The following is a 23358-nucleotide window of genomic DNA, read 5'->3' as shown; positions in this document are numbered from 1 at the left end:
CGGTCTTGTCGAACACCACGGTGGTGAGGAACCAAGCATGGCACATGTTCTCGTCATAGGCGCTAGCAAGGGCATCGGCCTGGAGACCACAAAGGCGGCTCTGGCGGCCGGGCACCGTGTTCGCGCCTTCGCGCGGTCCGCAGCCGGCATCGGTCTGTCGGATCCGAGCTTGGAACGGTTTACGGGCGACGCGGTGAATGCGGCCGATGTCGCCGCCGCCCTCGATGGCATGGATGTCGTCGTGCAGGCGCTGGGCGTACCGACCAGGGATCTCATCAGGCCCGTCCGCTTGTTCTCGGAAGCGACCAACCTTCTCGTGCCCGCAATGGAGACCGCCGGGGTGAAACGGCTGATCGCCGTCACCGGTTTCGGTGCGGGCGACAGCCGGGATGCGATCGGACTTCTCCAGCAACTGCCATTCCGTTTGGTGTTCGGACGCGCCTACGACGACAAGGACGCGCAGGAGATGCGCATCCGCAGGAGCAGCCTCGATTGGACGCTCGTCAGGCCCGGCGTCCTGACGCCCGGCGCCGCGACAGGCCGCTACAAGGTCCTGACCGAGCCCGCGTCCTGGCGAAACGGCCTGATCTCTCGAGCCGACGTGGCAGGGTACATCGTCGCCCAGATCGACCATCCGTCCCACGAGCGGAAAGCCGTCGTCCTGGTCCGGTAGGCCGGAGGTCGCAGACTTGCCCGCTCCGCATCGTCGGAGCCGGGTCGCCCTCGACATGAGGGCATCTCTGCCCATGACGCACCCAAGGGATTGCTCCCGATGCCAAATCCCATTCGATCCGCCGTCCGCGCTGTCCTCGAAGGGGGCGTCGAACTGGTGGCTGCCTACAACCGGGCGCGGCTGCCAAAGACCCCGAACCCCTTCGTGATCGGCATCCACGAGCCGATGCGGGAGGAACTGACGCTGCAGGATCTCGCCGTGATCGGCTCGATACCGTCCCAGCTCGACGGTCGGTACCTCAAGATGGGCGCGAACCCCGTGCGGCCCGCGTCGGGCGGTCACAACTGGTTTCTCGGCGACGGCATGGTGCACGGTCTCGCCATCAAGGATGGCAAAGCCTTGTGGTACCGCAATCGGTGGATCGGCTCGCGCACGGCCGCCGCCGCCCTCGGTCGGCCCGCCGCACCCGGCCCGCGTCGGGGCGCAAACGACACCGTCAACACCAACGTCGTCGATATCGGGGGCCGCGCCTTCGCGGTCGTCGAAGCAGGCAGCTTCCCTGTCGAACTCTCCGACACCCTGGAGACGCAACGCTACAATCCGTTCGAGGGCACGCTCGCTGGATCCTTCACCGGTCATCCGCACCGCGATCCGATCACCGGCGAGACCCACGCGATCGCCTATGACGGGCGTGTCTGGGACGCCATCCGCCACGTCGTTGTCTCGGCGACCGGCAAGGTGGTCCGCGACGTACCGATCGCGGTCCAGCACGGTCCCTGCGTCCACGACTGCGCGATCACGGCACGCTTCGTGATCGTGCTTGACCTTCCCGTCACCTTCTCGATGCGGGCGGTGCTCGCCGGCCACCGCTTCCCGTTTCGCTGGAACAGCGCTCACCGCGCCCGGGTCGGGCTGCTTCCTCGTCACGGGGGCGCCACCGACATCGTGTGGTGCGACGTCGAGCCGTGCTTCGTCTTCCATGCCGTCAACGCCTTCGACGGTGAGGATGGGCGCGTGATCCTCGATGTGATCGCCTATCCGACGATGTTCGCCTCGGAGGGCGGCGAACTCGACACGCTGGGTCGGCTTGAGCGCTGGACCCTGGACCCCACGACGCAACGCGTCGAGCGTCGCGTGATCGACCAGGCCGCGCAGGAGTTTCCCCGCATCGACGAGCGCCGCTTCGGGCAGAGATATCGGTATGCCTACACGGTGTCCGTACCCGCAGACGGCAATCCGCAGCTTGCCGGCGCGACGACGCTCTACAAGCATGATCTTGAGACGGGTGAGCGCCGCGTGCACGCGTTCGGCGAGCATCACGTCCCGGGCGAGTTCGTGTTCGTGCCTGCAAGCGAAGATGCTGGTGAGGACGAAGGCTGGCTGATGGGCTTCGTGATCGACACGGCGCATGAAACGACGGACTTTGCGATCCTCGATGCTCGCTCGTTCGAGGCGCCCCCCTTGGCGATTGTCCGGCTCGGGCATCGGATCCCGCCAGGTTTCCACGGAAACTGGTTTCCGACGCCCTGAGCCGGACAGGCCGCACACAGGCAAGGCTTGCAGGTCCGACCAACGGCGCGAGCCAGCGTCGATGTCACCCGACGAGACAGTGCCGACGACAACCGAGGGACCCCGGCCGCTTCAGGGTACGAAGGACTTCGCCTCACAAAACCGAACTGGGCGCATTCTGGAGGCGAATATGCTGGCAACACGAAGACCAGACTTCGGCGTCTGCTATCACTCCGGCATAAACCGTATGACGCGCGTCAGCGGGTGCCGCGCCTAGGCTGGGATACGCGTGCCGTCCCAGGCGAAGACGCCTCCGGTATCCTTCACTTCGAGGTCGCCGAGCACGCGCAGGAGATGAGCCGCACTCTCATCGGGCTGAAAGACACCCTCGGCACTCGGGTCGGGCCGGAAGGGCCGCGACAGGTTGGAGGCGACTGTGCCCGGATGCAGGCCGACGACGATTGCGTCCGGTCGGCTGCGGGCCACCTCGATCGAGAGGGTCCGTAGGATCTGGTTCAAAGCCGCCTTCGAGGCGCGATAGGCGTACCAGCCACCGAGCCGATTATCTTCGATGGATCCGACCCGCGCCGACAACGCCGCGAACACGCACCGTCCCTCCCGCGCCAGCAACGGCACGAAATGCTTGGCGACGCGCGCAGGGCCGATCGTGTTGATCGAAAGGACGGTGGCCATGGCGGCGGGATCGAGCGCCTTGAGCGCCTTCTCGGGCAAGACGCCCTCCTGATGAAGGATGCCGGTCGCGACGATGATCAGACCGGCTGATCCGGCCTCACCGACCTTGGCCGCGGCCGCGGCGATCGACGCCTCGTCGCCCAGGTCGATCGGGTGGGTGCGGACGCCGCGCGGGACTGATGGCTGCGAGCGGGAGAGCGCGAAGATCGGCGCATAGGCCTCACTTGCGGCGAGTCGGGAGACCAGGGCTTGGCCGATGCCGCCGGAAGCGCCGATCACGACCGCGCTGGTCGAGCTCGATGAGGTCATAGCGATGCCTCCCGGACAGGCGCTGGGGATTGGCCTGTCTTACGGAAGATCAGGCTCAGATTGTTGGCCGGCATCGCGACGCGCTCGAAAAGGTGTAGCCCCTGCGCCCCGGCGGCAGCCGCGACGGCCTCGATGTCACGCACACCCCAGGACGCGTTCCTCGCTCGCAGGCTGTCATCGAACGCTGTGTTGCTCGGCGCGGTGTGGGAACCATTCTCTCGGAACGGACCGTAGAGATAGAGAACGCCCCCCACCGGAAGCGTTGCGCCCGCGCCCGCCATCAACCCGGTGGTGGCGTCCCAGGGCGCGATATGGATCATGTTGATCGCGACGAGCGCATCGGCCCGCGCCACCGGCCATGGCGGACGGGCCGCATCGATCGCGAGCGGCGAACGAATGTTGGACAGGCCCGAGGCCCGCGCATGGGCGCCGATGCTGCGGCGCGCCGCTTCGTCTGGATCGCTGGGCTGCCAATCGAGCGCGGGCATCGCATTGGCGAAGTGAACGGCGTGCTCACCAGACCCGCTTGCGATCTCGAGAACGAGGCCGTCGGGCGGCATGACGCGCTTCAGGACTTCGACGATGGGTCCGGCGTTGCGAGCCACGGCCGGCGAAAACAGAGCGTCTGACATGGAGCGCCTTTAGCGCCTTTCCGTAAGGGCCGCACGGCTTACCCGCACGGCGCGCCCGTTCTCCGCCGATCACGCGCGGCACCCGAAACCGCTATCGTAACACGAGGCAGCCCGCCGGATTGGGCCGAGATCCGAACGGCGGCTTTTGGGCGCCCCAGCGGGCTAGACAGACGTCCCATATCGGCCTGTGCCGCCCCTGAACGGGCCGTCGAAAGGGGCTCTTTCGATCGGGGCTGAAGCGAAGAGTATCCGGAGATCCGGTATCTCGGCCTACGGGTGCGGACCGTGGCACGCAGGCTCAGGGAAACTTCCATCAGATCTAGCCGGATGGGACAGTGCGCTTCCGAGCCGAAACCGATCCCCTGTCCCATTCGGTCAAGCTGCCGTGCGCAGACTTGATACGTTGCTGCACGCCTTCAGCAGGCATTCTCGTTGGTCCGCGTTGAGGCGCGCGCGATGCCGAGAGCTCCCATCCTCCACCGGTTCGCCATGTCGTCAGATCCCTCGCCGGACATGGTCTTTGTGCCTGGAGGGACGTTCCGGATGGGTTCGGACCGGCACTATCCGGAAGAGGCCCCGGTCCATCGAGTCTGCATAGACGGCTTCTGGATCGACCGCACGCCGGTCACCAATGCCGATTTCCGGACCTTCGTGCGCGCCACCGGCTACGTGACGATGGCCGAGCGCCGGCCCGACCCGAAGGACTACCCCGGCGCGTTGCCGCACATGCTGAAGCCCGGCTCGCTCGTGTTTAAACCGCCCAGGGGCGCGGTCGAACTGCACGATTGGAGCGCATGGTGGCGCTTTAGATTCGGCGTGCATTGGCGGCGGCCCTACGGGCCGGGCTCCTCGATCGCCGGCCTTGACGATCACCCGGTGGTGCACGTCGCCTACGCCGACGCTGATGCCTACGCAGCCTGGGCGGGCAAGGTCCTCCCGACCGAGGCTGAGTGGGAATACGCCGCGCGCGGCGGTCTCGACGGGGCCGAGTTCGCCTGGGGCGACAAGCTCACGCCGGGCGGCCGGCACATGGCCAATACCTGGCAAGGCGCCTTCCCGCACGAGAATCTCGCCCTAGACGGCTACGAGCGCACCTCGCCGGTGACCGCGTTCCCGCCCAACGGCTACGGCCTGCACGACATGATCGGCAATGTCTGGGAGTGGACGACCGACTGGTACGCGCCAAGGCATGAGGGCGATGCGCCCAAGGCTTGCTGTATCCCGAAGAATCCGCGCGGCGGATGCGTGGAAGGCAGCTACGACCCTGGTCAGTCGGAGATCAACATTCCCCGGAAGGTGATCAAGGGCGGTTCACACTTGTGCTCGCCGAACTACTGCCAACGCTACCGTCCGGCGGCGCGACATGCCGAGGCAGTCGACACTTCGACGAGCCATCTTGGCTTTCGTTGCGTCGTCAGATCCGGGCATCGAACGCGATCGGCCTCAGCAGGAGGACTGCGATGATCAAGAAAAGCGAGCCCTCTGAGACAGCGCCGAATATTGATTTGCCGACGCCCCCCGAAGGCGCAACGTTCCGTCCAACCCGCCGTGCCCTGCTCTCCGGAACGGCCGCTCTGGCTGTGACAGGAACCGCTGTGCACGCGCAGCTCCGCGGAAGCCCAGGCGCGCCGAATGCCGTCGAGTTCCCGAACAGCCGTGTGTTGCCGACGCCAACGCCGCAATTCAGCGGCACGATCATGCCGACGGCAAAGGATAGCGTAGCCGCTTGGCCGCCCGCGGTTGCTGCCCCGGAGGGCGCGCCCAATGTACTTCTGATCCTGACCGACGACGTCGGTTTCGGCGCGCCGTCGACCTTCGGCGGCCTCATCCCGACCCCCGCGCTCGACAAGATCGCTGCGGCCGGTCTTCGATACACGGCCTTCCACACCACGGCTCTTTGCTCGCCCACGCGTGCAGCCATGCTCACGGGCCGCAACCATCACTCGGCAGGGACCGGAAATATCTCGGAAATGTCTTCGGGCTTTCCCGGATACAACTCGATTATTCCGCCGGAGAAAGCCACGGTGGCGCAGACGCTGCGTCTGAACGGTTATTCCACCGCCTGGTTCGGAAAGAACCACAATATCCCTGCGTGGGAAGCCAATCCCGTCGGCCCGTTCGGCAATTGGCCTGTCGGCATGGGCTTCGACTATTTCTTCGGGTTCGTCGGCGGCGATACGAGCCAATGGCAGCCGGGCAACCTCTTCCGCAACACAACACCGATCCATCCTTACGTCGGACGGAAGGATTGGAATCTCGGGACCGCGATGGCCGACGATGCCATCAGCCACATCAGGACGCTTGCGGCGGTCACGCCCAACCGTCCCTGGTTCATCCACTACGCGCCAGGCGGCACGCACGCGCCGCACCAGCCGCCGAAAGACTGGATCGAGACGTTCAAGGGCAAGTTCGACGCCGGTTGGGAAACGCTTGCCCGTCAGATCTTCGACAATCAGAAGACGCTGGGCGTGATTCCGGCGAACGCGCAATTGCCGCCGTGGCCGGATTTTCTGAAGCGGTGGGATAGCCTGTCGATCGACGAGAAGAGGCTCTTCACGCGGCAGGTGGAGGTCTATGCGGCCTATCTCGCCTACACCGACCACGAGATCGGTCGCGTCATCCAGGCGGTCGAAGATCTCGGACAGTTCGACAATACGCTGATCATCTACATCAGCGGCGATAATGGCAGCAGTGCTGAAGGATCTATGAACGGCACGCCGAATGAGGTCGCCTATTTCAATCTTCAGTCATTCACGGTCGAGCAGCAGTTGCCGTTGATCGAAGCCTGGGGCAGCGACCGCACCTATAATCACATGGCCGTGCCATGGACGTTCGCATTCAATACGCCTTATCGCTGGACCAAACAGGTGGCGTCGCACTTCGGCGGCACACGCAATGGTATGGCAATCTCCTGGCCAAAGCGTATCGCCGATAAGGGCGGAATACGAATGCAGTTCCATCATGTGATTGATATTGTGCCAACGCTGCTCGAAGCGATCGGCATTCCACCTCCCACCATGGTGAACGGGATTGCACAAGCGCCGGTGGAAGGCACCAGTGTTGTGTACACCTGGGACAAGCCCAACGCGGATGCGCCGTCCCATCGCAAGACCCAGTATTTCGAAATCTTCGGCAACCGCGCGATCTACCACGACGGATGGGTCGCGTGCACGACACCCATAGCCACGCCGTGGAATCCGGGCGCCCCGGTTCCCGATGATGCGATCAACGGCTACAATTGGGAGCTGTACAATCTCGCGCAGGATCCCACAGAGTTGAACGACCTTGCGAAACAGGAGCCTGAGCGACTGCGTGTCATGCAGGAGCTCTGGCTTGTGGAAGCGACCCGCTATCAAGTGCTTCCTGTAAACAATTCGGTGATCACGGGTATGATCACGCCACGACCGGGCCCGGCCGCCGGCCGCAAGCAATTCATCTACACGGCGCCGGTCTTCGGCATTCAGGCGAATTCGGCGCCCAATATCCTCAATCGTTCATATCGCATTTCGGCCGACATCGAGGTGCCGCAGGGCGGGGCCAACGGGATGCTGATTACCCAAGGCGGCCGCTTTGCCGGCTGGGGCCTGTACCTGCGCGAGGGCAAGCCTGTGTTTACAATGAACCTGCTGGGCATGGAGCGACCGAAATGGGAAGCCGCGGTCGCGCTGTCGCCCGGTCGGCACACCCTTATCTTCGACTGGCAGATGGACGCGAACGGCGGCCCGTTCTCGCGAGGCGGGTCGGGTACGCTTTCCGTCGATGGTCAGGAAGTGGCACGGCGAGCCCTGCCGCGTACGCTGCCCTTCACCTTTGCCTGGGATGAAACCCTGGATGTCGGTCTCGATACCGGTACGCCTGTCGATGACTCTGACTATCAGGTTCCGTTCAACTTCACCGGCAAGCTGAATCGGATCATTGTGGATCTCGGGGAGTCGAGCGTGACACCTGAAGCGCTCCGCGATTTTCAATCGCAGGCGCAAAAGCGCGGATGAACGATCTGCAAGCTCTGCCTGCGGCGGCATCAAACGCGCTGCAGGCCTTCTCCCAATCTGCCCGCCCTTGAAGAAGCCCGTGATGCGGCCTTGCAGGGCATGGGTCATTCCTCCCCGGACGCGATTGGCGCAGGTGGAGGCCTGGCTTAGATCGGCGTTCGGGGACGTTGTCCTTCAGCGCAGTGACCAGCGATGCACGCTGCTCCCACGCTCGAAGTCCGTAGGCTGCAGGCGTCCACGCAGCTTTGGCTTGTCACCGGTCGTGTTCTGGCGCGGTCCGGGAGGCGCCAAGCAGACTGCATGCTTGGAGAACAAGCCGGTTTGCATCGCATATCCGGGTTCTCACTACCGGCTGATGACGACGCCCGGTGTCTGATCCCTCACCGTCCCACCTGGCCAAATCGACCTCGGATGTGAGGCTAGCCCGTGTGGCCGCGTTCTTGGGCAGAGATAATCCGTATCTGACGTCAAAGCTTCGTCACGAGCGGCTTATTGTCCGCCGGCTGCTGTGCCGGAGCGACCCAGAGTGGCGCAGAGATCGTCAGGTACGTTGCCGTGCCGGCGAAGCGGTTCTTGACATCGAACTCGCGGAAGAAGCGTACATTCGTCGAGACCGGGATTTCGCCCAGCTTGAAGGTGTAGCCAATCTGGGCACCGAGTGCCGTGACTCGACCTTTGAACGAGCCGATCCTGTCGCCCGAACCGCTGTCGCCGGTGAGCTGGTTGTAATAGTAGCCAACGAGACCGACCGACAGTTCCTTGCTCAAGTACTTCGACGCCGACCATTCCAGATGGAACTCCGTGCCAGTGAGGTATTGCGTCGCTGGATTGATCCAATTGAATGTGATGCCCGGCACGACCGAGAGCTCGTAGCCGAGAAGCGGATCGAGGTAAGTGAGCGCGGCGCTGAGATCGATCGCCGGGCGATTGAGCGCGATATTGGAGAGCTGGCCGTTCTCGAAACTGCCGGACGGGACGACGCCGAGGAGCGTGCCGCTCCAGTGGAAGTTGCCGGAATGCCAGCCTACGAATGAGGCGAGATAGATGTCTCCGACGGTAAAGTTGGCATCCCGCTCGCGGCCGGCAATGATGCGGTCAATGCGCGGCGAAGCGAGGACGGCCCCGGCACTGACGTTGGGCGTGCCGAACGGAATAGTGATGGAAAAGCCGAGATTGCCGCCCAGGATCTCGAACGGCGTGACCCAGATCGGCGTAACGAAGTTCGCGCTCGTGTCGTTCTTGATGTTGGCGGCGATGACGCCGCCGCCCTGGAAGAGGCGGTTTCCGCCGAAATTGCCGGAATAGTAGTATGTCTCGCTCTCGAAGTAGAAGCCCGGCGGCGGTGTCACGCCCGCGAGGGGGCCGCGGTTGCCGAGAACGTAGATGCCTTGCGCATATTCCGCCGCCTGTGCATCCGGCGAAGCAACGAGCCCCGCGGCGCAGGCGATGGCCAAATAAAATATTCGCCAAGCCCTGCGCATCGCAACGCTCTCGGTATATTCGACGTTGCTGAAGGGTCTCACAAATCGAATGCAGTGGCAATGGCCAAGCTAGGATGCTGGCGCCCCGCTCGTCGCGACATTATTTATTTTCCTGGGGCGAGACGGATGCAAAATCTATCATCCCGCAGGTCGATATAAAATGATCGCCCGATGTGCGCGATTCGGATCCGGGTGGCCGATCGGGCCAGGATGCTTCGTTTGCAGGAACACAGGCATCCACCGACGTGAAACGTCTTTCCTTCGAGCCGCCTACGCGAAACCCGGCAGGCGAATTCAAGATAAATCTCGGGAAGTGGCGCGACTAAGACTTACAAGCCGGGATGCAGCAATGTCCGCGCGTCATCGCACCGACTGTCGGAAAGTGGATGGGGTGGATGGCTACACGGCGAATTTCAGAGCGAACCGCTCGGTACCGAGGCGCTTCTGGATGGCTTGCGCGACGAACTCGGCATCGCGGCCGACCGCGCCGAAGCGGCCCGAGCCCCAGGTGTGCAACCAGGGCAGGCCGATGAAGTAGACACCGTCCTCCTTCGTCACCCCGCGCTTGTGCTTGGGGCTTCCTGCGCCGTTGAAGACGGACGCATCGAGCCACCGGAAATCCGGCGTGAAGCCGATGCACCAGATGATCGACGTGATGCCGGAGCCCGCAAGGGTGAGGCTGGTCACGGGCTCACCCGGCTCCCAAACGGGTGTGTAGGGCTCCTGAACCGGAGCCTGGATGTCGTTCTCGGCGATGTACTTGTCGATGGCCGCGTTGATGCCGTTGTACGTCCGGTCTGCCCCGTCGAGTGAGCGCTTGAGGTTGTTGCGGAAGCGCAGCGTACCGTCGTGGTAGTCGTCCAACGCGCCGTAGAGCTTCATGCCCTCGCGGGCGAAGCGGCGCAGGTCGATGTCGCGCCCGCCGTCGCGGCCGGTCACGTAGTGGTTGGTGTTGTCGCGGACGCCGTCGCGCAGCGGGTGATTGTCGACCGTCATCTCGTAGTAGCCCATGTCGGCGAGCCACGTGACGACGTCGCGGCCCCGGTAGAACCGGGCGCAGCGCGGCGCGTCGCCGACCGCGAGATGGACCGTGCGGCCGGCGAGATGAAGGTCTTCGGCGATCTGGGCGCCGGACTGGCCCGAGCCGACCACCAGAACCGCGCCCGCGGGCAGTTGCGCCGGGTTGCGGTACTGGTTCGAGTGGATCTGCGTGACCGAACCCGGCAGCTTCTCGGCCATACGCGGGATGATCGGCGTATGATATCCGCCCGACGCGACCACGACCTCGCTCGCCGTGTAGTCGCCGTCCGAGGTCCGGACCGAGAAAAGACCGTCTTCGCGGCGTTCGACCCGTGTGACCGCGACACCCTCGCGGATCGGCGGGTTCACCTTGGCGACGAAGCCCTTCAGGTAGGCGACGATCTCGTCCTTCTTCATGAACCCGTGAGGATCCGGCCCATCGTAGGGGTGCCCCGGCAGGTCACACTGCCAGTTCGGCGTGACCAGGCAGAACGTGTCCCAGCGCTGCGAGGACCATGTATGCGCCGCGGATTCCTTCTCGAACACGAGGTGCTCGATGCCGCGCTGCTTCAGGTGGTAGCTGACCGAGAGGCCGGCTTGGCCGCCACCGACGATGGCGACAGGGACGTGACGGGACGTGGACGTCATGGCTCTGACTCCGGGATGTTCCTAAGGACGCTCTGGTTCAGGGCTCGAAGGTCTCGACCGTGACGAGGCCGCCCGGGGCCTGCCGCTTCGCCGCGGCCTCGATCCGGGCGAGTTGGGCCATCGCCGACGAGCAGGCGAAGCCGTACTTCTCGCGCACCCGTTCGCTCGCGATGTTGAGGGCCGTGCGGCTCTTCTCGACGAAGTCGTCGAGGGCATAGCTCTCGCCTGGGGCGAGGAAGTCCTTCACGACGAGGGAGGGCGAGTAGCAGGCCTCGCGCCGGCCATCGGGCCAGCGGATGTGGAAATGCATCTCAGGCATGGATCGGCTCCCGTTCGACGCGGGCGCAGGCCGCGTAGGTCGTGAGGTGTCGCTCGGCGCAGGCGCGCCAGGAGTGGGTGGCGGCCCGGGCCGACCCGGCAGCGTGCAGGCCGGCGCGGGTCATCGGGGCCAGGGCGGCCGTCATGGCGTCGGCGATGTCCCGGGGATCGCCAGGATCGACGAAGAGGGCGTCGTCGCTCCGGAGATACTCGGTGAAGGGCGGCCGGCGGGAGACGATCGCCGGAAGGCCGCAGGCCATCGCCTCCAGCACGCAGAGGCCGAAGCCCTCCGTCCAGGAGGGAAAGGCGAGAACGTCCGCCGTCCGATAGAAGGCCGGCATCTCCGCCTGAGAGACCGGCCCGGTCTCGATGACTGCCTCGCCGCGCCCGACCACAAGTCCGTGGGCGCTGAGCGCGGCGCGGCATCGGGCGCCGTAGGACGCATGATCGAGGAGCGATGCGCCGCCCACGACCACGAGCTGCGCCTGCGGGTGGCGACTGCGCAGGAGCGCGAAGGCCTCGATGATCCCGGCGGTGTTCTTGCGCTCCTCGAAGCCGCCGACGCTCAGAACGATCGGCCCGCCACCGAGGCCCCAGCGCGCCCGCACGATCGCGTCGGCTTCGGTCGGCATCGCTCGGTAGATCGACAGGTCCACCCCGTTCCCGACGACGGGGATCTCCGTACCGAGATCGCCCGCGATCCGGTCCGCCCAGGCGCGGCTGACGCACAGCAGGCGCGTGGCCTCACGAATCGAGCGATCCTGCCAATCCGCCAGCACCGGGTCGGAGAAGCTGTCGAGGTGATGGACCGTGCGGACGAAGCCGGGGATCAAGCGGCGGTGCTTGAGCGTCGCGAGGGCATTGCCGCCGATGCCGCAATGGGCGTGAAAGACGTCGAAGTCGCAGGCGGCGGGGGACGCGAAGTGGCGCAGGTAATCGTCGATCCGAGCCCGGACGAGGTCGACCGTCGTGCCGGCGACCGGCTTTGCCGCCACTGAGACCATCGGGCAGGCGGCAGGGCGAAAGAAGCCGCGCCCGGATGGATCGGGCGCGTGGACCACGCCCTCATGCCCGAGCGCGCACAGGGCCTCGGCCAGGGCGAGGCAATGCGCGACCCCGCCCCGCGGATTGGTGGAATGCGTCAGGACGGCGATGCGCAGGGCCGTCATCGGACGGCATCCTTGTCGTCCTGGCCGCAGCCGATCAGCGGGCCGACTGCGAAGTCCCAGACCACGGCTTCCTCGCCGGAGGCATCGCGCACTCGGGCGACCCGGCTTGCATCGAGCTGACCCACCGTGGCGACCGCGATGCCCCGTTCGGCGAACCGCGCGCACACGGCGGCCGTGCGCTCAGGGCGAACGCTCAGGAGGTAGCCGAAGCTCGGAAAGGCGTTGAGCCAGCGGGCGAGCGGTATATCCGCAGGCCGCGGGATCGCGTCGAGGTCGATGACACCGCCGACCTTCGAGCATTCCAGCAGCATCAGGGCGGTGCCGACGACGCCCGCCATGCTGATGTCCTTGGCCGCCCGGCAGAACCCGTCCTCCGCGAGGCCCGGCAGCAACGCGAGATCACCGCGCAGGCGCTCGCCCGCCGTGCCGGTCGAGGCGTCCCAGTACGGGTAGGGTTCGCGGAAGCGTCCGCGCAGGTCGATCGCCGCGACGAGGTCGTCGCCGGGCGCCGCGTCGAAGCTCGTGAGCAGGCGCGGCCCGGCCCGGCCGAGCACGGCGACCGCCAGGTTGCTCGCCTGGGCGCGCGTGTTGGTGTGACCGCCGACGATCGGGACCCCGTAGAGCGTTGCAGCGTCGGACAGGCCTGCCAGGATCGGGTCCGCCGCCGCGGCATCCCGGCTCCACAGCGCGTCGACCACGGCGAGCGGCCGCCCACCCATGGCGGCGATGTCGCTGAGGTTGACCATGACGCCGCAATAGCCGGCGAAATACGGATCGGCCGCGACGAAGCTGTCGAGGAAGCCTTCGATGGCGAACAGCAGGTGGCCGTCGCCGTCCGGTATGGCGGCACAATCGTCACCGACTGGCACCGCGGCGCGCCGGCTGGTCAGGCCGAGCCGCGCGACCACGGCATCGATGTCGCGCTTATGGGCGACGCCGCGCGCGTCACGGATCTGGCCGGCCAGGGCCTGGAGGTCGAAGCCCGCCGTCATCACGCGGCCTTGCGGAACATGACGAGCCCGTGCTCCGGATCGTGCATCGGCGGGTAGGCCGCGAGGTCCGCCTGCATCAGGTGATGGGCTCGCCCGTGCAAGGCGACTTCCTCAAGGCTCGTCCAGTTCAGGGCCCGGAACAACGGGACGTTCCGGTCCTGCACATGGGCCAGGAACCGCGTGCAGCCCCGCGCATGGGCCGAGGCGACCGCGACCTGGATGAGCCCGGCGCCCAGCGCGGCGGTGCCGCGGAACGGTCCGGCGACGGCCAGGCGCGAGCCCCACCACTCGCCGGGACGCTCCGATCCGTGGTGGATGCGAACGGTGCCGACGACGGCATCGGCGTCGCCGCCGAGCGTCGAGAGGGCACAGATCGGGATGGCGTGCGCGTCGACGGCGTCCCGGTCGTCTTCGGTGAAGATGCGCTGCTCCGCGCAGAAGACTTGGCGGCGCAGCGCCTCGCAGGCGCGCCGCTCCCACGCACTCGTGGCGAACTTGATGCGGAAGTGGCTTGGCCAGTACGGCGGTACGGGTTCGAGGATCATGAGGTCGCCCTCGCGCGCTCGTAGGTGGAAAGCGCCGAGCAGGCGCCGCAGCGACCGCAGCCGGCCTTGATGTCGGTTGCGCGGAGATTCGCGCCGACCAGCATGTCCGCGAGGGGTTTGAGGATGCCGTGCATGAATTCGGGGCCGGGCGCCGGGTGGCTCTCCAGCGGCGTGCCGGAGATCGGCACGAACGGCACCACGAACGGGTAGACGCCCATCCCGATGAGGCGCTCGGCCATCTCCAGGATCGCCTCCGGCGCGTCGCCGAGGCCGGCCAGGATGTAGGTCGAGACCTGGCCCCGCCCGAAGACCGGAACGGCCGCCTCGAAGGCCGTATAGTACCGCTCCAGTGGCACGCTCGCCTTGCCGGGCATGATCCGGGCCCGGACCTCGGGCGTGACCGCCTCCAGGTGCATGCCGAGGGCGTCGATGCCCGAGGCCTTCATGCGCTCGAACCAGCGGTCGTCATCCGGCGGCTCGCATTGCGCCTGGATCGGCAGGTCGACCGCAGCTTTGACGGCGAAGGCGCTCGCGCAGAGGACGGCGGCGCCCCGGTCGGTCGCGTTCGGGGTGCCTGTGGTCATGACCATGTGCTTGACGCCGTCGAGGAGCACGGCCGCGCGGGCGACCTCGGCGAGCTGTTCGGGTGTCTTGTGCGCGACGGTGCGACCGGCGGCGAGGGACTGGCCGATGGAGCAGAACTGGCAGGTCTTCGTGCGGCTGGCGTAGCGGATACAGGTCTGGAGCACGGTGGTGGCGAGCACGTCCCGCCCGTGCAGAACGGCGATCTTCGCGTAAGGCACGCCGTCGAGGGTCGAGAGCGCGTAGAAGCGCGGCTTGCCCGGGAAGGTCGCCTGCCCGATCACCACGCCGTCATGCTCGATCGCCGAGACCCCGTTGGCGTCCGGGTGACGGACCAGGAAGGGCGAGTCGAAGGCGGCCTCGGTGTGGACCGGCACCATCACGGTGCGGCCCGCGATGGTCATGGCCTTGTGGTCCGACGGTCCGGCCCCGCCCCGACGGCTCGGCGCCCCGGCGCGGGTGTCGGCGAGCCTAACGCCGTAGGACTGCAACGCGTTGATCAGGCGCTCCGTCGGCATCCCGACCAGGCCCGCTACCACCGGCGGACACGCGGGACGGCTCGTCGGAAGCGGAGAACGGCTCATGGTCGAGGCTCCGGAAATCGGTCTGGGAATGGATCGGCTGGTGCACGAACGAGGCCGGACGGTCGTCGTGGAGGAGGCTGAGCAGTTCGGGCCTCGCGTAGTGGCCGACTGCGTCCATCATCCGCTTGCGCTTGGTCACCAGCGCGAGGTCCATGTCGGCGACGAGGATGCCTTCGCCGGGCCCGAGGGGATCCGCGAGGTGCTTGCCCTCCGGCGAGACGATGGCGGTGCAATTGCCTCCCCGGCAGGCGCCGCGCAGGCGCTCGTCCGGGCACACCTGTGCCACCTGCGCGTCGGTGAGCCATCCGGTGGCGTTGACCACGAAGCAGGCCGCCTCCAGCGCGTGGTGGCGGATCGTCACCTCCATCTGATCGGCGAAGATCTGGCCCACGAGCGAGCCCGGGAACTGCGCCGCGTGGATTTCCTCGTGGCGCGCCATGAGGGCGTAGCGGGCAAGGGGGTTGTAGTGCTCCCAGCACGCCAGCGCGCCGACGCGGCCGACCGCCGTCTCGACCACGGTGAGCCCGGCGCCGTCGCCCTGACCCCAGATCATGCGCTCGTGGTAGGTCGGGGTGATCTTGCGGCGCTTGAGCTTCAGGGAGCCGTCCGCATCGAAAATCAGCTGCGCATTGTAGAGCGAGCCGTGGTCGCGCTCGTTGACCCCCAGCACGATCACGGCGCCGTGGCGGCGCGCGGCGGCCGAGACGGCCTGCGTCACGGGTCCCGGCACGGCCACCGCGCGCTCGTAGAGGCGGAGGTGCTCGGCGCCCTGCAGCGCGGGCGGCAGCACGAAGGAGAAGTAGGGGTAGTAGGGGACGAAGGTCTCGGGGAAGACCATGAAGCGCGCGCCCTTCGCGGCGGCCTCGTCGATGGCGTTCAGCACCCGCTCCAGGGTCCCCTCCGGCCGGTCGAGATCCGGCGCGATCTGGACGGCGGCAGCCCGCACGATCCGGTTCTCTGACATGGTTGAACCTCCGGCTGTGACGGCGGCCACGTCCCGCATGGCCGCCGGATGCGACGTCCCGGATTGGGGGCCGAGGGCCCGGTCAGACGGTCCAGGTGTCGATGATCACGGCGTTGTCGCGCTTGTGCAGGAGGATGCAGTCGAGCACGTCGAGGGGATTGATCATGCGGATGCCCTCGATGAAGGCGGCCTCGCCGTGTCCGTAGAGCGCCTGGGTCGAGAACCGGCAGGCATAGACCTTGCCGCCCTCGGCCATGAACTTCTCAAGCTGGTTGTTGAAGTTGAGGTGACCTGGAAAGGCCTCGTCGCCGAGCCTCGGGAAGCCGCGCTGGACGCCCAGCGTAATGCCCGGGCCGTAGAGAAGGATGGACGTCTCGAAGCCCTTGCGCTGCAGGCGCGTCGCCTGAAGCAGGTTGACGAGGCCGATGGAGCCCTCGAACGCGACGGTGTGGAAGGTGACAAGCGCCTTCTGGCCCGGCTCGGCTTTGACGTCCTCGAAGACCTTCTCCTCGTAATCGACCAGGACATCGCCCTTTTTGTGAGGCTCGCGGTTCACAGCAGGCATTGATCGTTCTCCTCGATGAATTGAACCGCGGCAGACTGATCTTCGAGCGGTCGCAGTCCATTCAGGGCAAGCGGTGTGCCAGAGGGCTTCGATCAATGGGCCATATAAAGCGTGGGTGTTATATTCATACAATAATGCGATCAATAATCACGGCTTAGGTTCGCTGGATCTGTATCCGGGGCCTACCAGATGGGCGTGACGTGGACAAAAAATCGCCAACGCGTGCGCATTCGCGGATCTGCAATTATATGGATTGTATGGAAATCACCCAGGGAATGTTCGAGGTATGGCCGCGGTATGGCTATTGCTAGCCATACAATCACGCATTGATCGCATCATGATCTGGGCCGCCACGCATGACTTCGCCGGAGCGAGACGCACGACCCAACCCGCAGACGGATGGGGTCGGACTCTGGGTGCCGGATCTGAAGCGGTGGGGTAAGCCTCGTTACCTCGCCATTGCAGAGGCGTTGGCCAATGACATCCGGACCGGGCGTCTGACGGCGGGGACGCGCCTCCCGACCCAGCGCGCACTCGCCGAGGCGCTCGACCTGAACTTCACGACGATTTCGCGCGGCTACGTCGAGGCCCACAAGCGCGGGCTGATCGAGGGGCGCGTCGGCCAGGGGACCTTCGTGATCGATCCGGCGCGTCCGCCCCGTTCGAGCGGTGCGGCGGCAGCGCGTCGGATCGGGCCGGTCGACTTCACCATGAACCTGCCCCCAGAGCCCGACGCGCCGGCCCTGCAAGCCCGCATGCAAGCCGCGTTCGTGGACCTGTCCGGCGATCTCACCAGCCTGCTGCGCTACCAGGGCTTCGGCGGCACCGAGGAGGATAAGGAAGCGGCTCTGCGCTGGCTGAAAGGCCGCGGAATCGTCCCGCCCCGGGAGCGTCTGCTGATCTGCCCCGGTGCGCACAGCGCCCTGTTCAGCATACTGGGTCAGGTCGCCCAGGCGGGCGATACGATCTGCGCGGAGCGGATTACCTATCCAGGCATCCGCGCGCTCGCCGCGCATTTGCGGTTGCGCCTCGTCGATCTGCCCATGGACCGATTCGGGGTCGACCCGGATGCTTTTGCCGCCGCCTGCACCAAAGTCGCACCGAAGGCCATCTACCTGAATCCGTTGCTGCAGAACCCCACCACCGCGACCCTGCCCAGGGCGCGGCGCGAGGCCATTATCGCGGTTGCGCGGCGATACGCCGTCACCATCATCGAGGACGACGCCTACGCGCGCATCTGCCCGACTCCGCCACCGAGTTTTGCGGAGCTTGCTCCGGAGATCACCTACTACGTGGCGGGTCTCGCCAAGTGCCTGGGCGCTGGACTTCGCCTCGCCTTCCTGGTCGCCCCGAGCGCCCGTTCCGCCCTGCCGCTCGGTGGCGCACTCCGAGCCGCGACCGTGATGGCCTCGCCGATCGCGACGGCCTTGGCGACGCGCTGGATCATGGATGGCACGGCGGAGGCCATCGTCCAGTTCGTTCGCGAGGAATCGGCCGCGCGCCAGCGCATCGCGGCCGCGATGCTTCCGGCCGGGACCTATACTGCCGACCCGCATGCCTTCCACGTTTGGATCACGCTGCCGGAGGGCTGGACGCGCTCGGCCTTCGCCAGCCAAGGTCGGTCGGCCGGGCTCGGCGTCATCGGCAGCGACCCGTTTTGCATCGCGGGGACGCCGCCGGAGGCGGTGCGTCTCTGTCTCGGCGGCCCCTCGACCCGGCAGCAGATCACGCACGGATTGGAAGTGCTCGCCCACGCGCTCGAAGGCTCGCCGGCCCTGGCCTCCGCCTATATCTGACCCGTCCGAGCCGCGCACAGGTCGAAGTGACCTGACCGGCCGGCTTTGGGCCGGGCTGATTGAGGGGATCAGCCAGGACCGGAGGAGTCGGACATGCGGCGAGGCCGGAAGACGGGTGCGCGACAGGTGGTGCTGAAGCTGCGCCAGATCGAGGTGCGGATAGCCCAAGGCAAGAGCTTGGCGCCGGCGTGCGAGGAGGCGGAGATCTCCGCGCAGAGTGATAACTGCTGGCGCAAGGAGTGAGACGTCTCAAGAAACTGGCTGCGGCCCTCGTCGAGCGCCGATGGGTGTGGCGCCATCGGCTTTCCGGGATCCGGCTTGCTTCGACGTCGCGCTCCGCAAGCATCGTTGGCGCGATCACCCGGACGATGATTGGCTTGCCGAACTTGTTCCGCCCGACGCTGACAGTCCAGCGCACCTGGTCAGGAAATACGGAGTTGATGGTCGATCGAAACTGACCATCATCTTTCGGATAGGCGGCAGGTGATCCAAAAGATCGCCTATTGCCGACATCGGCCCACGAGCGCGATGAAAACCTGGTCGCTGTACTTCGTTCGTATCGATAAACAATCGGAATCGCGAATAAAATCTAAGAACTGACTTGGTCGTCTCGACTTTCAACCAAGCCTTCGTTCCGGCAGGAAGGCCTGCCGTCCCATTCTCCGGCGTGCGGAACCTTCCGGGCCAGCTTTCCTACTTCCGGCTCGAAACAATGGCGCCAGCCTTCCTGCGGAACGAACGAAGGTACGAAGTCAGGATGACCGAATGCTTTGAAGGAACGGGCTGGCAGTTGAGGGGAGGGGATTGTTGCAGCCTCGCGTCCGGTCAGACGATCAGCCACGGCCCTCGCGCGGCTCCTTTGAGCCCGGTGGTCCCTCAGGCCCATCGGACGATGGTTATTCCTTCGCGGGACGTGCCTTGCAGCCGCCGAACATTAGCAGCTACCCCAGACGAAATGCCGCACTGGAGAGGCTGGGTCTATTGTCCAATCGTCGTACGAGAACAGTCGCCGGCTGATGAGCAGCGAACGACGATGCTGCCTGATACCTTGGACAAGTGAAAAAGTCTTTGGAGCGGGCGATCGGGATCGAACCGACGACATTCAGCTTGGGAAGCTGACGTTCTACCACTGAACTACGCCCGCCCACATGACTGGTCCGGATCCGGCGTTGACGACGGTCGATCCGTCCGGTCCCAGGCCTTCATGTGCGCCAACCGTCTAGCAGTTCGACGGTGATGGCGTCAAACGCATGGGAACCTCTCAGAGCGGCTCCGAGGCCCGAAAAATCTCACGCGAACTGTCCGCGGCACATAAAAGGATCACGGTTCCGAGGGCGATCTTCCTTGTGCTGCCCGGCGAAGGCGCGATGGGTTCGGATACGCCTTGCGATCCGGTGGAGGCGCTGACCTGGATCCCCGATTTCGCGGCCCGGCATCCGACCCCTGCATGGCCGTGCGCGCGAATCAGCGCGATTTCTGTGTGCCCTGGACGGCAGTGAGCTCGTCGTCTCGAAGCCGGTCGATCGGAATCCCGGCCCCGGCGCCGCCTGTCGAGAACAGCCTCCTCGTCGCGTGGCGGCTTGCTCTGGTGGCTCTCCTGTCCCTGGCGCGGTTCAGCCCGGGCCCCGCCCGCTGCGTCGGGCCGCTGGCTACGCGTCTGACCGACGGCGTTCAGGCGACGCGGGAGAGGCTGCCGGTGGTCTGTGCCCCCTGCGTGCCGCGTGCGGAATCGTAGGCGCGATTGCGCAGAGCGGTTTCGCTGGGGAGTTGATCGATCACGTTGCCGGACGCGGGATCAACCACCTGGAAGACGATCGTGCTCGTGTCCGGGTCCTGAATGTAGCGCGCCTTACCGCCGGTTGCGCCGATGTCGAGCTTCACCGCGGGTTCGAGGGGCGCGGATGTGCTTTGGGGCACGGGGGCCTCCTGCGTCACGGCGGCGGCGGCCGTCGCGCCGAGGGCGTCGAGGCCCTGCGGCCCCGACGTCGGGGGTGTCAGCGGACGGATCTCCATGGCCGGTCTCCTGCGATCCTGTGATCGAAGGATTGAGACGGGCGGCTGCCTAACCAGCGGTTAACGGCAGCAGGCGATCCACCGGATGGTGGCTCGCGGTCCGAGATGCGATGAACATCCCGTTAGCGTTGCGACACAAATCCGTGCGGCTTTCTCCCCGAGAGGCGGCTCGTCGCGCATCTGATCCGTTCACCCGCGACCGTACCCCGGGCCATTCCGTGTTGTCCGGAGGGCGGTCGGGGCAGATATTTTCCGATGTTCGCCATCGCGATGCGCGCGCTCGCCGTGCAGGAGACTGGAGACGATCGGGGAAGCGTGACCCGTTTGTCCGCAGGCCTCGCTGCAAGATCGTTGCGCGGCTCAATGCCATCTTCGGGCGCGGACCGGTCGATGTCGGACGCGCCTGCATCATCGTGATCGCATGCGCAGCCGAAGTGCTGCATCCGGTGCCCATTTTCAGGATCGGGATACCCGCTTGCTCAGCAAGGCCGCGTCGGGCGGCTACGGGGCACCTGACAGGAAGCGCCTGCGACTGGAAACGCTCCGCTCTGTCCAGGCGGATCAGAGAAGGATTTGCGCCCCGATCATCGAACTGGGCACCCCGCGGGCCGTCGGCATCGCCGCGGATCAGATGCGTGCGGCGATGCGCGGTACCAATGGCGCCCGACCCGGAGCGGTCCTCGACATCGAGGCCCCGTGCGGTGGAACGCCGGGGCGGAACGGCGGCACGCCCGCATCCGGATCGGACCGGGCGTGCCTTGGCCTCACTCGGCGGCGTCGACGTAGAGCTTGCCGCCCTCGGCCAGGAACTCCTCCGACTTGGCCCGCATGCCGGCTTCGGCCTCGGCCTTGGACATCGCGGGCGACGCGCCCACGACTTCGCCGGCTTCCTCCATCGCCAGCACCTCGGCGCGCAGATCCTGGGTGATCTTCATCGAGCAGAATTTCGGCCCGCACATCGAGCAGAAATGCGCGACCTTGTGGGCGTCCTTCGGCAGGGTCTCGTCGTGGTAGCGGCGGGCCGTATCGGGATCGAGGCCCAGGTTGAACTGGTCCTCCCAGCGGAAGTCGAACCGGGCGCGGCTGAGCGCGTCGTCGCGCAGCTGCGCGGCCGGGTGGCCCTTGGCGAGGTCGGCGGCGTGGGCAGCGATCTTGTAGGTGATCACGCCGGTCTTCACGTCGTCCCGGTCGGGCAGGCCGAGATGCTCCTTCGGGGTGACGTAGCAGAGCATCGCGGTGCCGAACCAGCCGATCATCGCGGCGCCGATGCCCGAGGTGATATGGTCGTAGCCGGGGGCGATGTCGGTGGTCAGCGGCCCGAGGGTGTAGAACGGCGCCTCGCCGCACTCCTTCAGCTGCTTCTCCATGTTGACCTTGATCTTGTGCATCGGCACGTGGCCGGGGCCCTCGATCATCACCTGGCAGCCCTTGTCCCAGGCGACCTTCGTCAGCTCGCCCAGCGTCTCCAGCTCGCCGAACTGGGCGGCGTCGTTGGCGTCGGCGATCGAGCCCGGGCGCAGGCCGTCGCCCAGCGAGAACGACACGTCGTAGGCCCGCATGATGTCGCAGATCTCGTCGAACCGCTCGTAGAGGAACGATTCGCGGTGTCCGGCCAGGCACCAGCGCGCCATGATCGAGCCACCGCGGGAGACGATGCCGGTGACGCGCCGGGCGGTCAGCGGCACGTGGGCGAGACGCACCCCGGCATGGATGGTGAAGTAGTCGATGCCCTGCTCGGCCTGCTCGATCAGCGTGTCCTTGAAGACCTCCCAGTCGAGCTTGAGCGGGTCGCCGCCGACCTTCTCCAGCGCCTGATAGATCGGCACCGTGCCGATCGGGACCGGGCTATTCCGGATGATCCACGAGCGGATGTTGTGGATGTTGCGGCCGGTGGACAGGTCCATGACCGTGTCGGCGCCCCAGCGGATCGACCAGACGAGCTTCTCGACCTCGTCGGCGGCCGAGGAGGTCACGGCCGAGTTGCCGATATTGGCGTTGATCTTGACCAAGAAGTTCCGGCCGATCGCCATCGGCTCCAGCTCGGTGTGGTTGATGTTGGCCGGGATGATCGCCCGGCCGCGGGCGATCTCGTCGCGCACGAATTCGGGGGTGATGAAGGGCGGGACCGAGGCCCCGAAGCTCTGGCCGTCGGCGAGTGCGGCCTCGGCGCCCGCGAGCATCTTCTCGCGGCAGACGTTCTCGCGATGGGCGACGTAGATCATCTCCTCGGTGATGATCCCCGCGCGGGCGAACTCGTACTGGGTCACCCTCTGGCCCGGGGCCGCCTTGCGGATGGTCCGCTCGGCGGGGCAGGGGGCCACGAGCTTGTCGCCCGCGAAGCCGTTATCCTCGGGCTTCACCGCCCGCGGGGCGACGGCCGCGTAGCCGCGAGCCGCGATCCAGGGCTCGCGCACGCCGGGGAGGCCGGCATTGAGGTCGATCCGCGCGTCGGTCTCGGTGTAGGGGCCCGACGGGTCGTAGACCCGCACCGGTTCCTCCTTCGGATCGGAGAGGACGATCTCGCGGTAGGGGACGCGGATGTCCGGCCGTCCGGCCGGGCTCGCATAGGCCTTGCGCGATCCGGTCACCGGACCCGTGGTCACGGTCTCCGGGCTGCCTTTCACATCCTTGGGGAGAACGGGTGCGTTCATCGTGGGCCTCTCCTCGTGCTGGAGCAGTCCGGTCCACGCGATGGCCGAGATGAGATGGGGCCGCGCGACATGCGACCGCAGGTTCCCGTCCCTCCGCCGGTATGAGCCGGATCAGGTTCAAGGGTCAGGGCAGCGTGCCCAATCTCAGCCCCCTGCGGGGCTCCCCTCGGAACGGTTCCAGACTCAGGCGCGCGGACGGCTTTGTCAATGCTGACCGGGCGC

General features: G+C 66.3%; 18 protein-coding genes, 1 tRNA gene, 1 pseudogene and 1 riboswitch. Of the genes and pseudogenes, 6 read left to right on the top strand and 14 right to left on the bottom strand.

What is annotated here, in order from left to right; all coding sequences use genetic code 11:
- Positions 1–37: 37 nt before the first annotated feature.
- Positions 38–673, top strand: a complete 636-nt coding sequence (locus ABIC70_RS19795; protein WP_182591727.1) for an NAD(P)-dependent oxidoreductase — start codon at positions 38–40, stop codon at positions 671–673.
- Between the two features lie 99 nt (positions 674–772).
- Entirely contained in the window at positions 773–2203 is a 1431-nt protein-coding gene (locus ABIC70_RS19790; protein ID WP_354440747.1) for an 8'-apo-carotenoid 13,14-cleaving dioxygenase, read from the top strand.
- Positions 2204–2455: 252 nt separating this feature from the next.
- Here ABIC70_RS19790 and ABIC70_RS19785 read toward each other — a convergent pair whose 3' ends face one another.
- Positions 2456–3184, bottom strand: a complete 729-nt coding sequence (locus tag ABIC70_RS19785) for an SDR family NAD(P)-dependent oxidoreductase (protein WP_354440745.1) — start codon at positions 3182–3184, stop codon at positions 2456–2458.
- Positions 3181–3816 carry a DUF938 domain-containing protein gene (locus ABIC70_RS19780; protein WP_354440743.1) on the bottom strand — a complete coding sequence of 212 codons (636 nt, stop codon included), beginning with the start codon at positions 3814–3816 and terminating at the stop codon, positions 3181–3183. Before ABIC70_RS19780 ends, ABIC70_RS19785 begins: the two co-directional genes overlap by 4 nt.
- A gap of 456 nt (positions 3817–4272) precedes the next feature.
- Here ABIC70_RS19780 and ABIC70_RS19775 point away from each other — a divergent pair, with 456 nt between their 5' ends.
- Both ABIC70_RS19775 and ABIC70_RS19770 read left to right on the top strand, forming a co-directional pair.
- Positions 4273–5280, top strand: coding sequence for a formylglycine-generating enzyme family protein (locus ABIC70_RS19775; protein ID WP_502916028.1), 1008 nt, complete (start codon positions 4273–4275; stop codon positions 5278–5280).
- Positions 5277–7808 carry an arylsulfatase gene (locus tag ABIC70_RS19770; RefSeq protein WP_354440739.1) on the top strand — a complete coding sequence of 844 codons (2532 nt, stop codon included), beginning with the start codon at positions 5277–5279 and terminating at the stop codon, positions 7806–7808. The genes ABIC70_RS19775 and ABIC70_RS19770 overlap by 4 nt, the downstream gene beginning before the upstream one ends.
- Before the next feature lie 467 nt (positions 7809–8275).
- Here the strand turns inward: ABIC70_RS19770 and ABIC70_RS19765 are convergent, their stop codons facing one another.
- The 9 genes from ABIC70_RS19765 to ABIC70_RS19725 form a co-directional block, all read right to left on the bottom strand.
- Complete coding sequence (locus ABIC70_RS19765) at positions 8276–9289, bottom strand: SphA family protein (protein ID WP_502916027.1); 1014 nt, start codon at positions 9287–9289, stop codon at positions 8276–8278.
- Between the two features lie 399 nt (positions 9290–9688).
- Positions 9689–10957: an MSMEG_0569 family flavin-dependent oxidoreductase gene (locus ABIC70_RS19760; protein WP_354440735.1), complete on the bottom strand. Its 1269-nt coding sequence runs from the start codon at positions 10955–10957 to the stop codon at positions 9689–9691.
- A gap of 37 nt (positions 10958–10994) precedes the next feature.
- Positions 10995–11276, bottom strand: a complete 282-nt coding sequence (locus ABIC70_RS19755; RefSeq protein WP_287090413.1) for an MSMEG_0570 family nitrogen starvation response protein — start codon at positions 11274–11276, stop codon at positions 10995–10997.
- Positions 11269–12444 carry an MSMEG_0565 family glycosyltransferase gene (locus ABIC70_RS19750; protein ID WP_354440733.1) on the bottom strand — a complete coding sequence of 392 codons (1176 nt, stop codon included), beginning with the start codon at positions 12442–12444 and terminating at the stop codon, positions 11269–11271. Before ABIC70_RS19750 ends, ABIC70_RS19755 begins: the two co-directional genes overlap by 8 nt.
- Positions 12441–13436 (bottom strand): sll0787 family AIR synthase-like protein, encoded by a 996-nt coding sequence (locus tag ABIC70_RS19745; RefSeq protein ID WP_287090415.1) that lies wholly within the window; start codon positions 13434–13436, stop codon positions 12441–12443. The genes ABIC70_RS19750 and ABIC70_RS19745 overlap by 4 nt, the downstream gene beginning before the upstream one ends.
- Positions 13436–13981 (bottom strand): MSMEG_0567/Sll0786 family nitrogen starvation N-acetyltransferase, encoded by a 546-nt coding sequence (locus ABIC70_RS19740; protein ID WP_354440730.1) that lies wholly within the window; start codon positions 13979–13981, stop codon positions 13436–13438. Before ABIC70_RS19740 ends, ABIC70_RS19745 begins: the two co-directional genes overlap by 1 nt.
- Entirely contained in the window at positions 13978–15081 is a 1104-nt protein-coding gene (locus ABIC70_RS19735) for an MSMEG_0568 family radical SAM protein (protein ID WP_182591719.1), read from the bottom strand. Before ABIC70_RS19735 ends, ABIC70_RS19740 begins: the two co-directional genes overlap by 4 nt.
- Positions 15035–16111 (bottom strand): Nit6803 family nitrilase, encoded by a 1077-nt coding sequence (locus tag ABIC70_RS19730; RefSeq protein ID WP_354440728.1) that lies wholly within the window; start codon positions 16109–16111, stop codon positions 15035–15037. Before ABIC70_RS19730 ends, ABIC70_RS19735 begins: the two co-directional genes overlap by 47 nt.
- An 82-nt stretch (positions 16112–16193) precedes the next feature.
- Complete coding sequence (locus tag ABIC70_RS19725) at positions 16194–16676, bottom strand: MSMEG_0572/Sll0783 family nitrogen starvation response protein (RefSeq protein ID WP_012317268.1); 483 nt, start codon at positions 16674–16676, stop codon at positions 16194–16196.
- 356 nt (positions 16677–17032) lie between these two features.
- On the opposite strand from ABIC70_RS19725, the gene ABIC70_RS19720 reads away from it, so the two are divergent.
- Complete coding sequence (locus ABIC70_RS19720) at positions 17033–18472, top strand: aminotransferase-like domain-containing protein (RefSeq protein ID WP_354440726.1); 1440 nt, start codon at positions 17033–17035, stop codon at positions 18470–18472.
- Positions 18473–18565: 93 nt separating this feature from the next.
- Positions 18566–18712 (top strand): annotated as a pseudogene (locus tag ABIC70_RS19715) (IS3 family transposase); the annotation flags it as partial.
- Between the two features lie 829 nt (positions 18713–19541).
- Here ABIC70_RS19715 and ABIC70_RS19710 read toward each other — a convergent pair.
- The 3 genes from ABIC70_RS19710 to thiC form a co-directional block, all read right to left on the bottom strand.
- Positions 19542–19616, bottom strand: a tRNA-Gly gene (locus ABIC70_RS19710).
- 527 nt (positions 19617–20143) lie between these two features.
- Positions 20144–20485 carry a hypothetical protein gene (locus tag ABIC70_RS19705; protein ID WP_354440724.1) on the bottom strand — a complete coding sequence of 114 codons (342 nt, stop codon included), beginning with the start codon at positions 20483–20485 and terminating at the stop codon, positions 20144–20146.
- Between the two features lie 764 nt (positions 20486–21249).
- Complete coding sequence (thiC, locus tag ABIC70_RS19700; RefSeq protein ID WP_043352437.1) at positions 21250–23136, bottom strand: phosphomethylpyrimidine synthase ThiC; 1887 nt, start codon at positions 23134–23136, stop codon at positions 21250–21252.
- Between the two features lie 71 nt (positions 23137–23207).
- Positions 23208–23313: riboswitch (TPP riboswitch) on the bottom strand.
- Between the last annotated feature and the right edge of the window lie 45 nt (positions 23314–23358).

Origin of the sequence: Methylobacterium sp. 1973 (assembly GCF_040545035.1) — a bacterium.
GTDB lineage: Bacteria > Pseudomonadota > Alphaproteobacteria > Rhizobiales > Beijerinckiaceae > Methylobacterium > Methylobacterium fujisawaense.
Note: the sequence above shows the minus strand (reverse complement) of the source record. Positions and strands in the feature narration are given on the sequence as shown.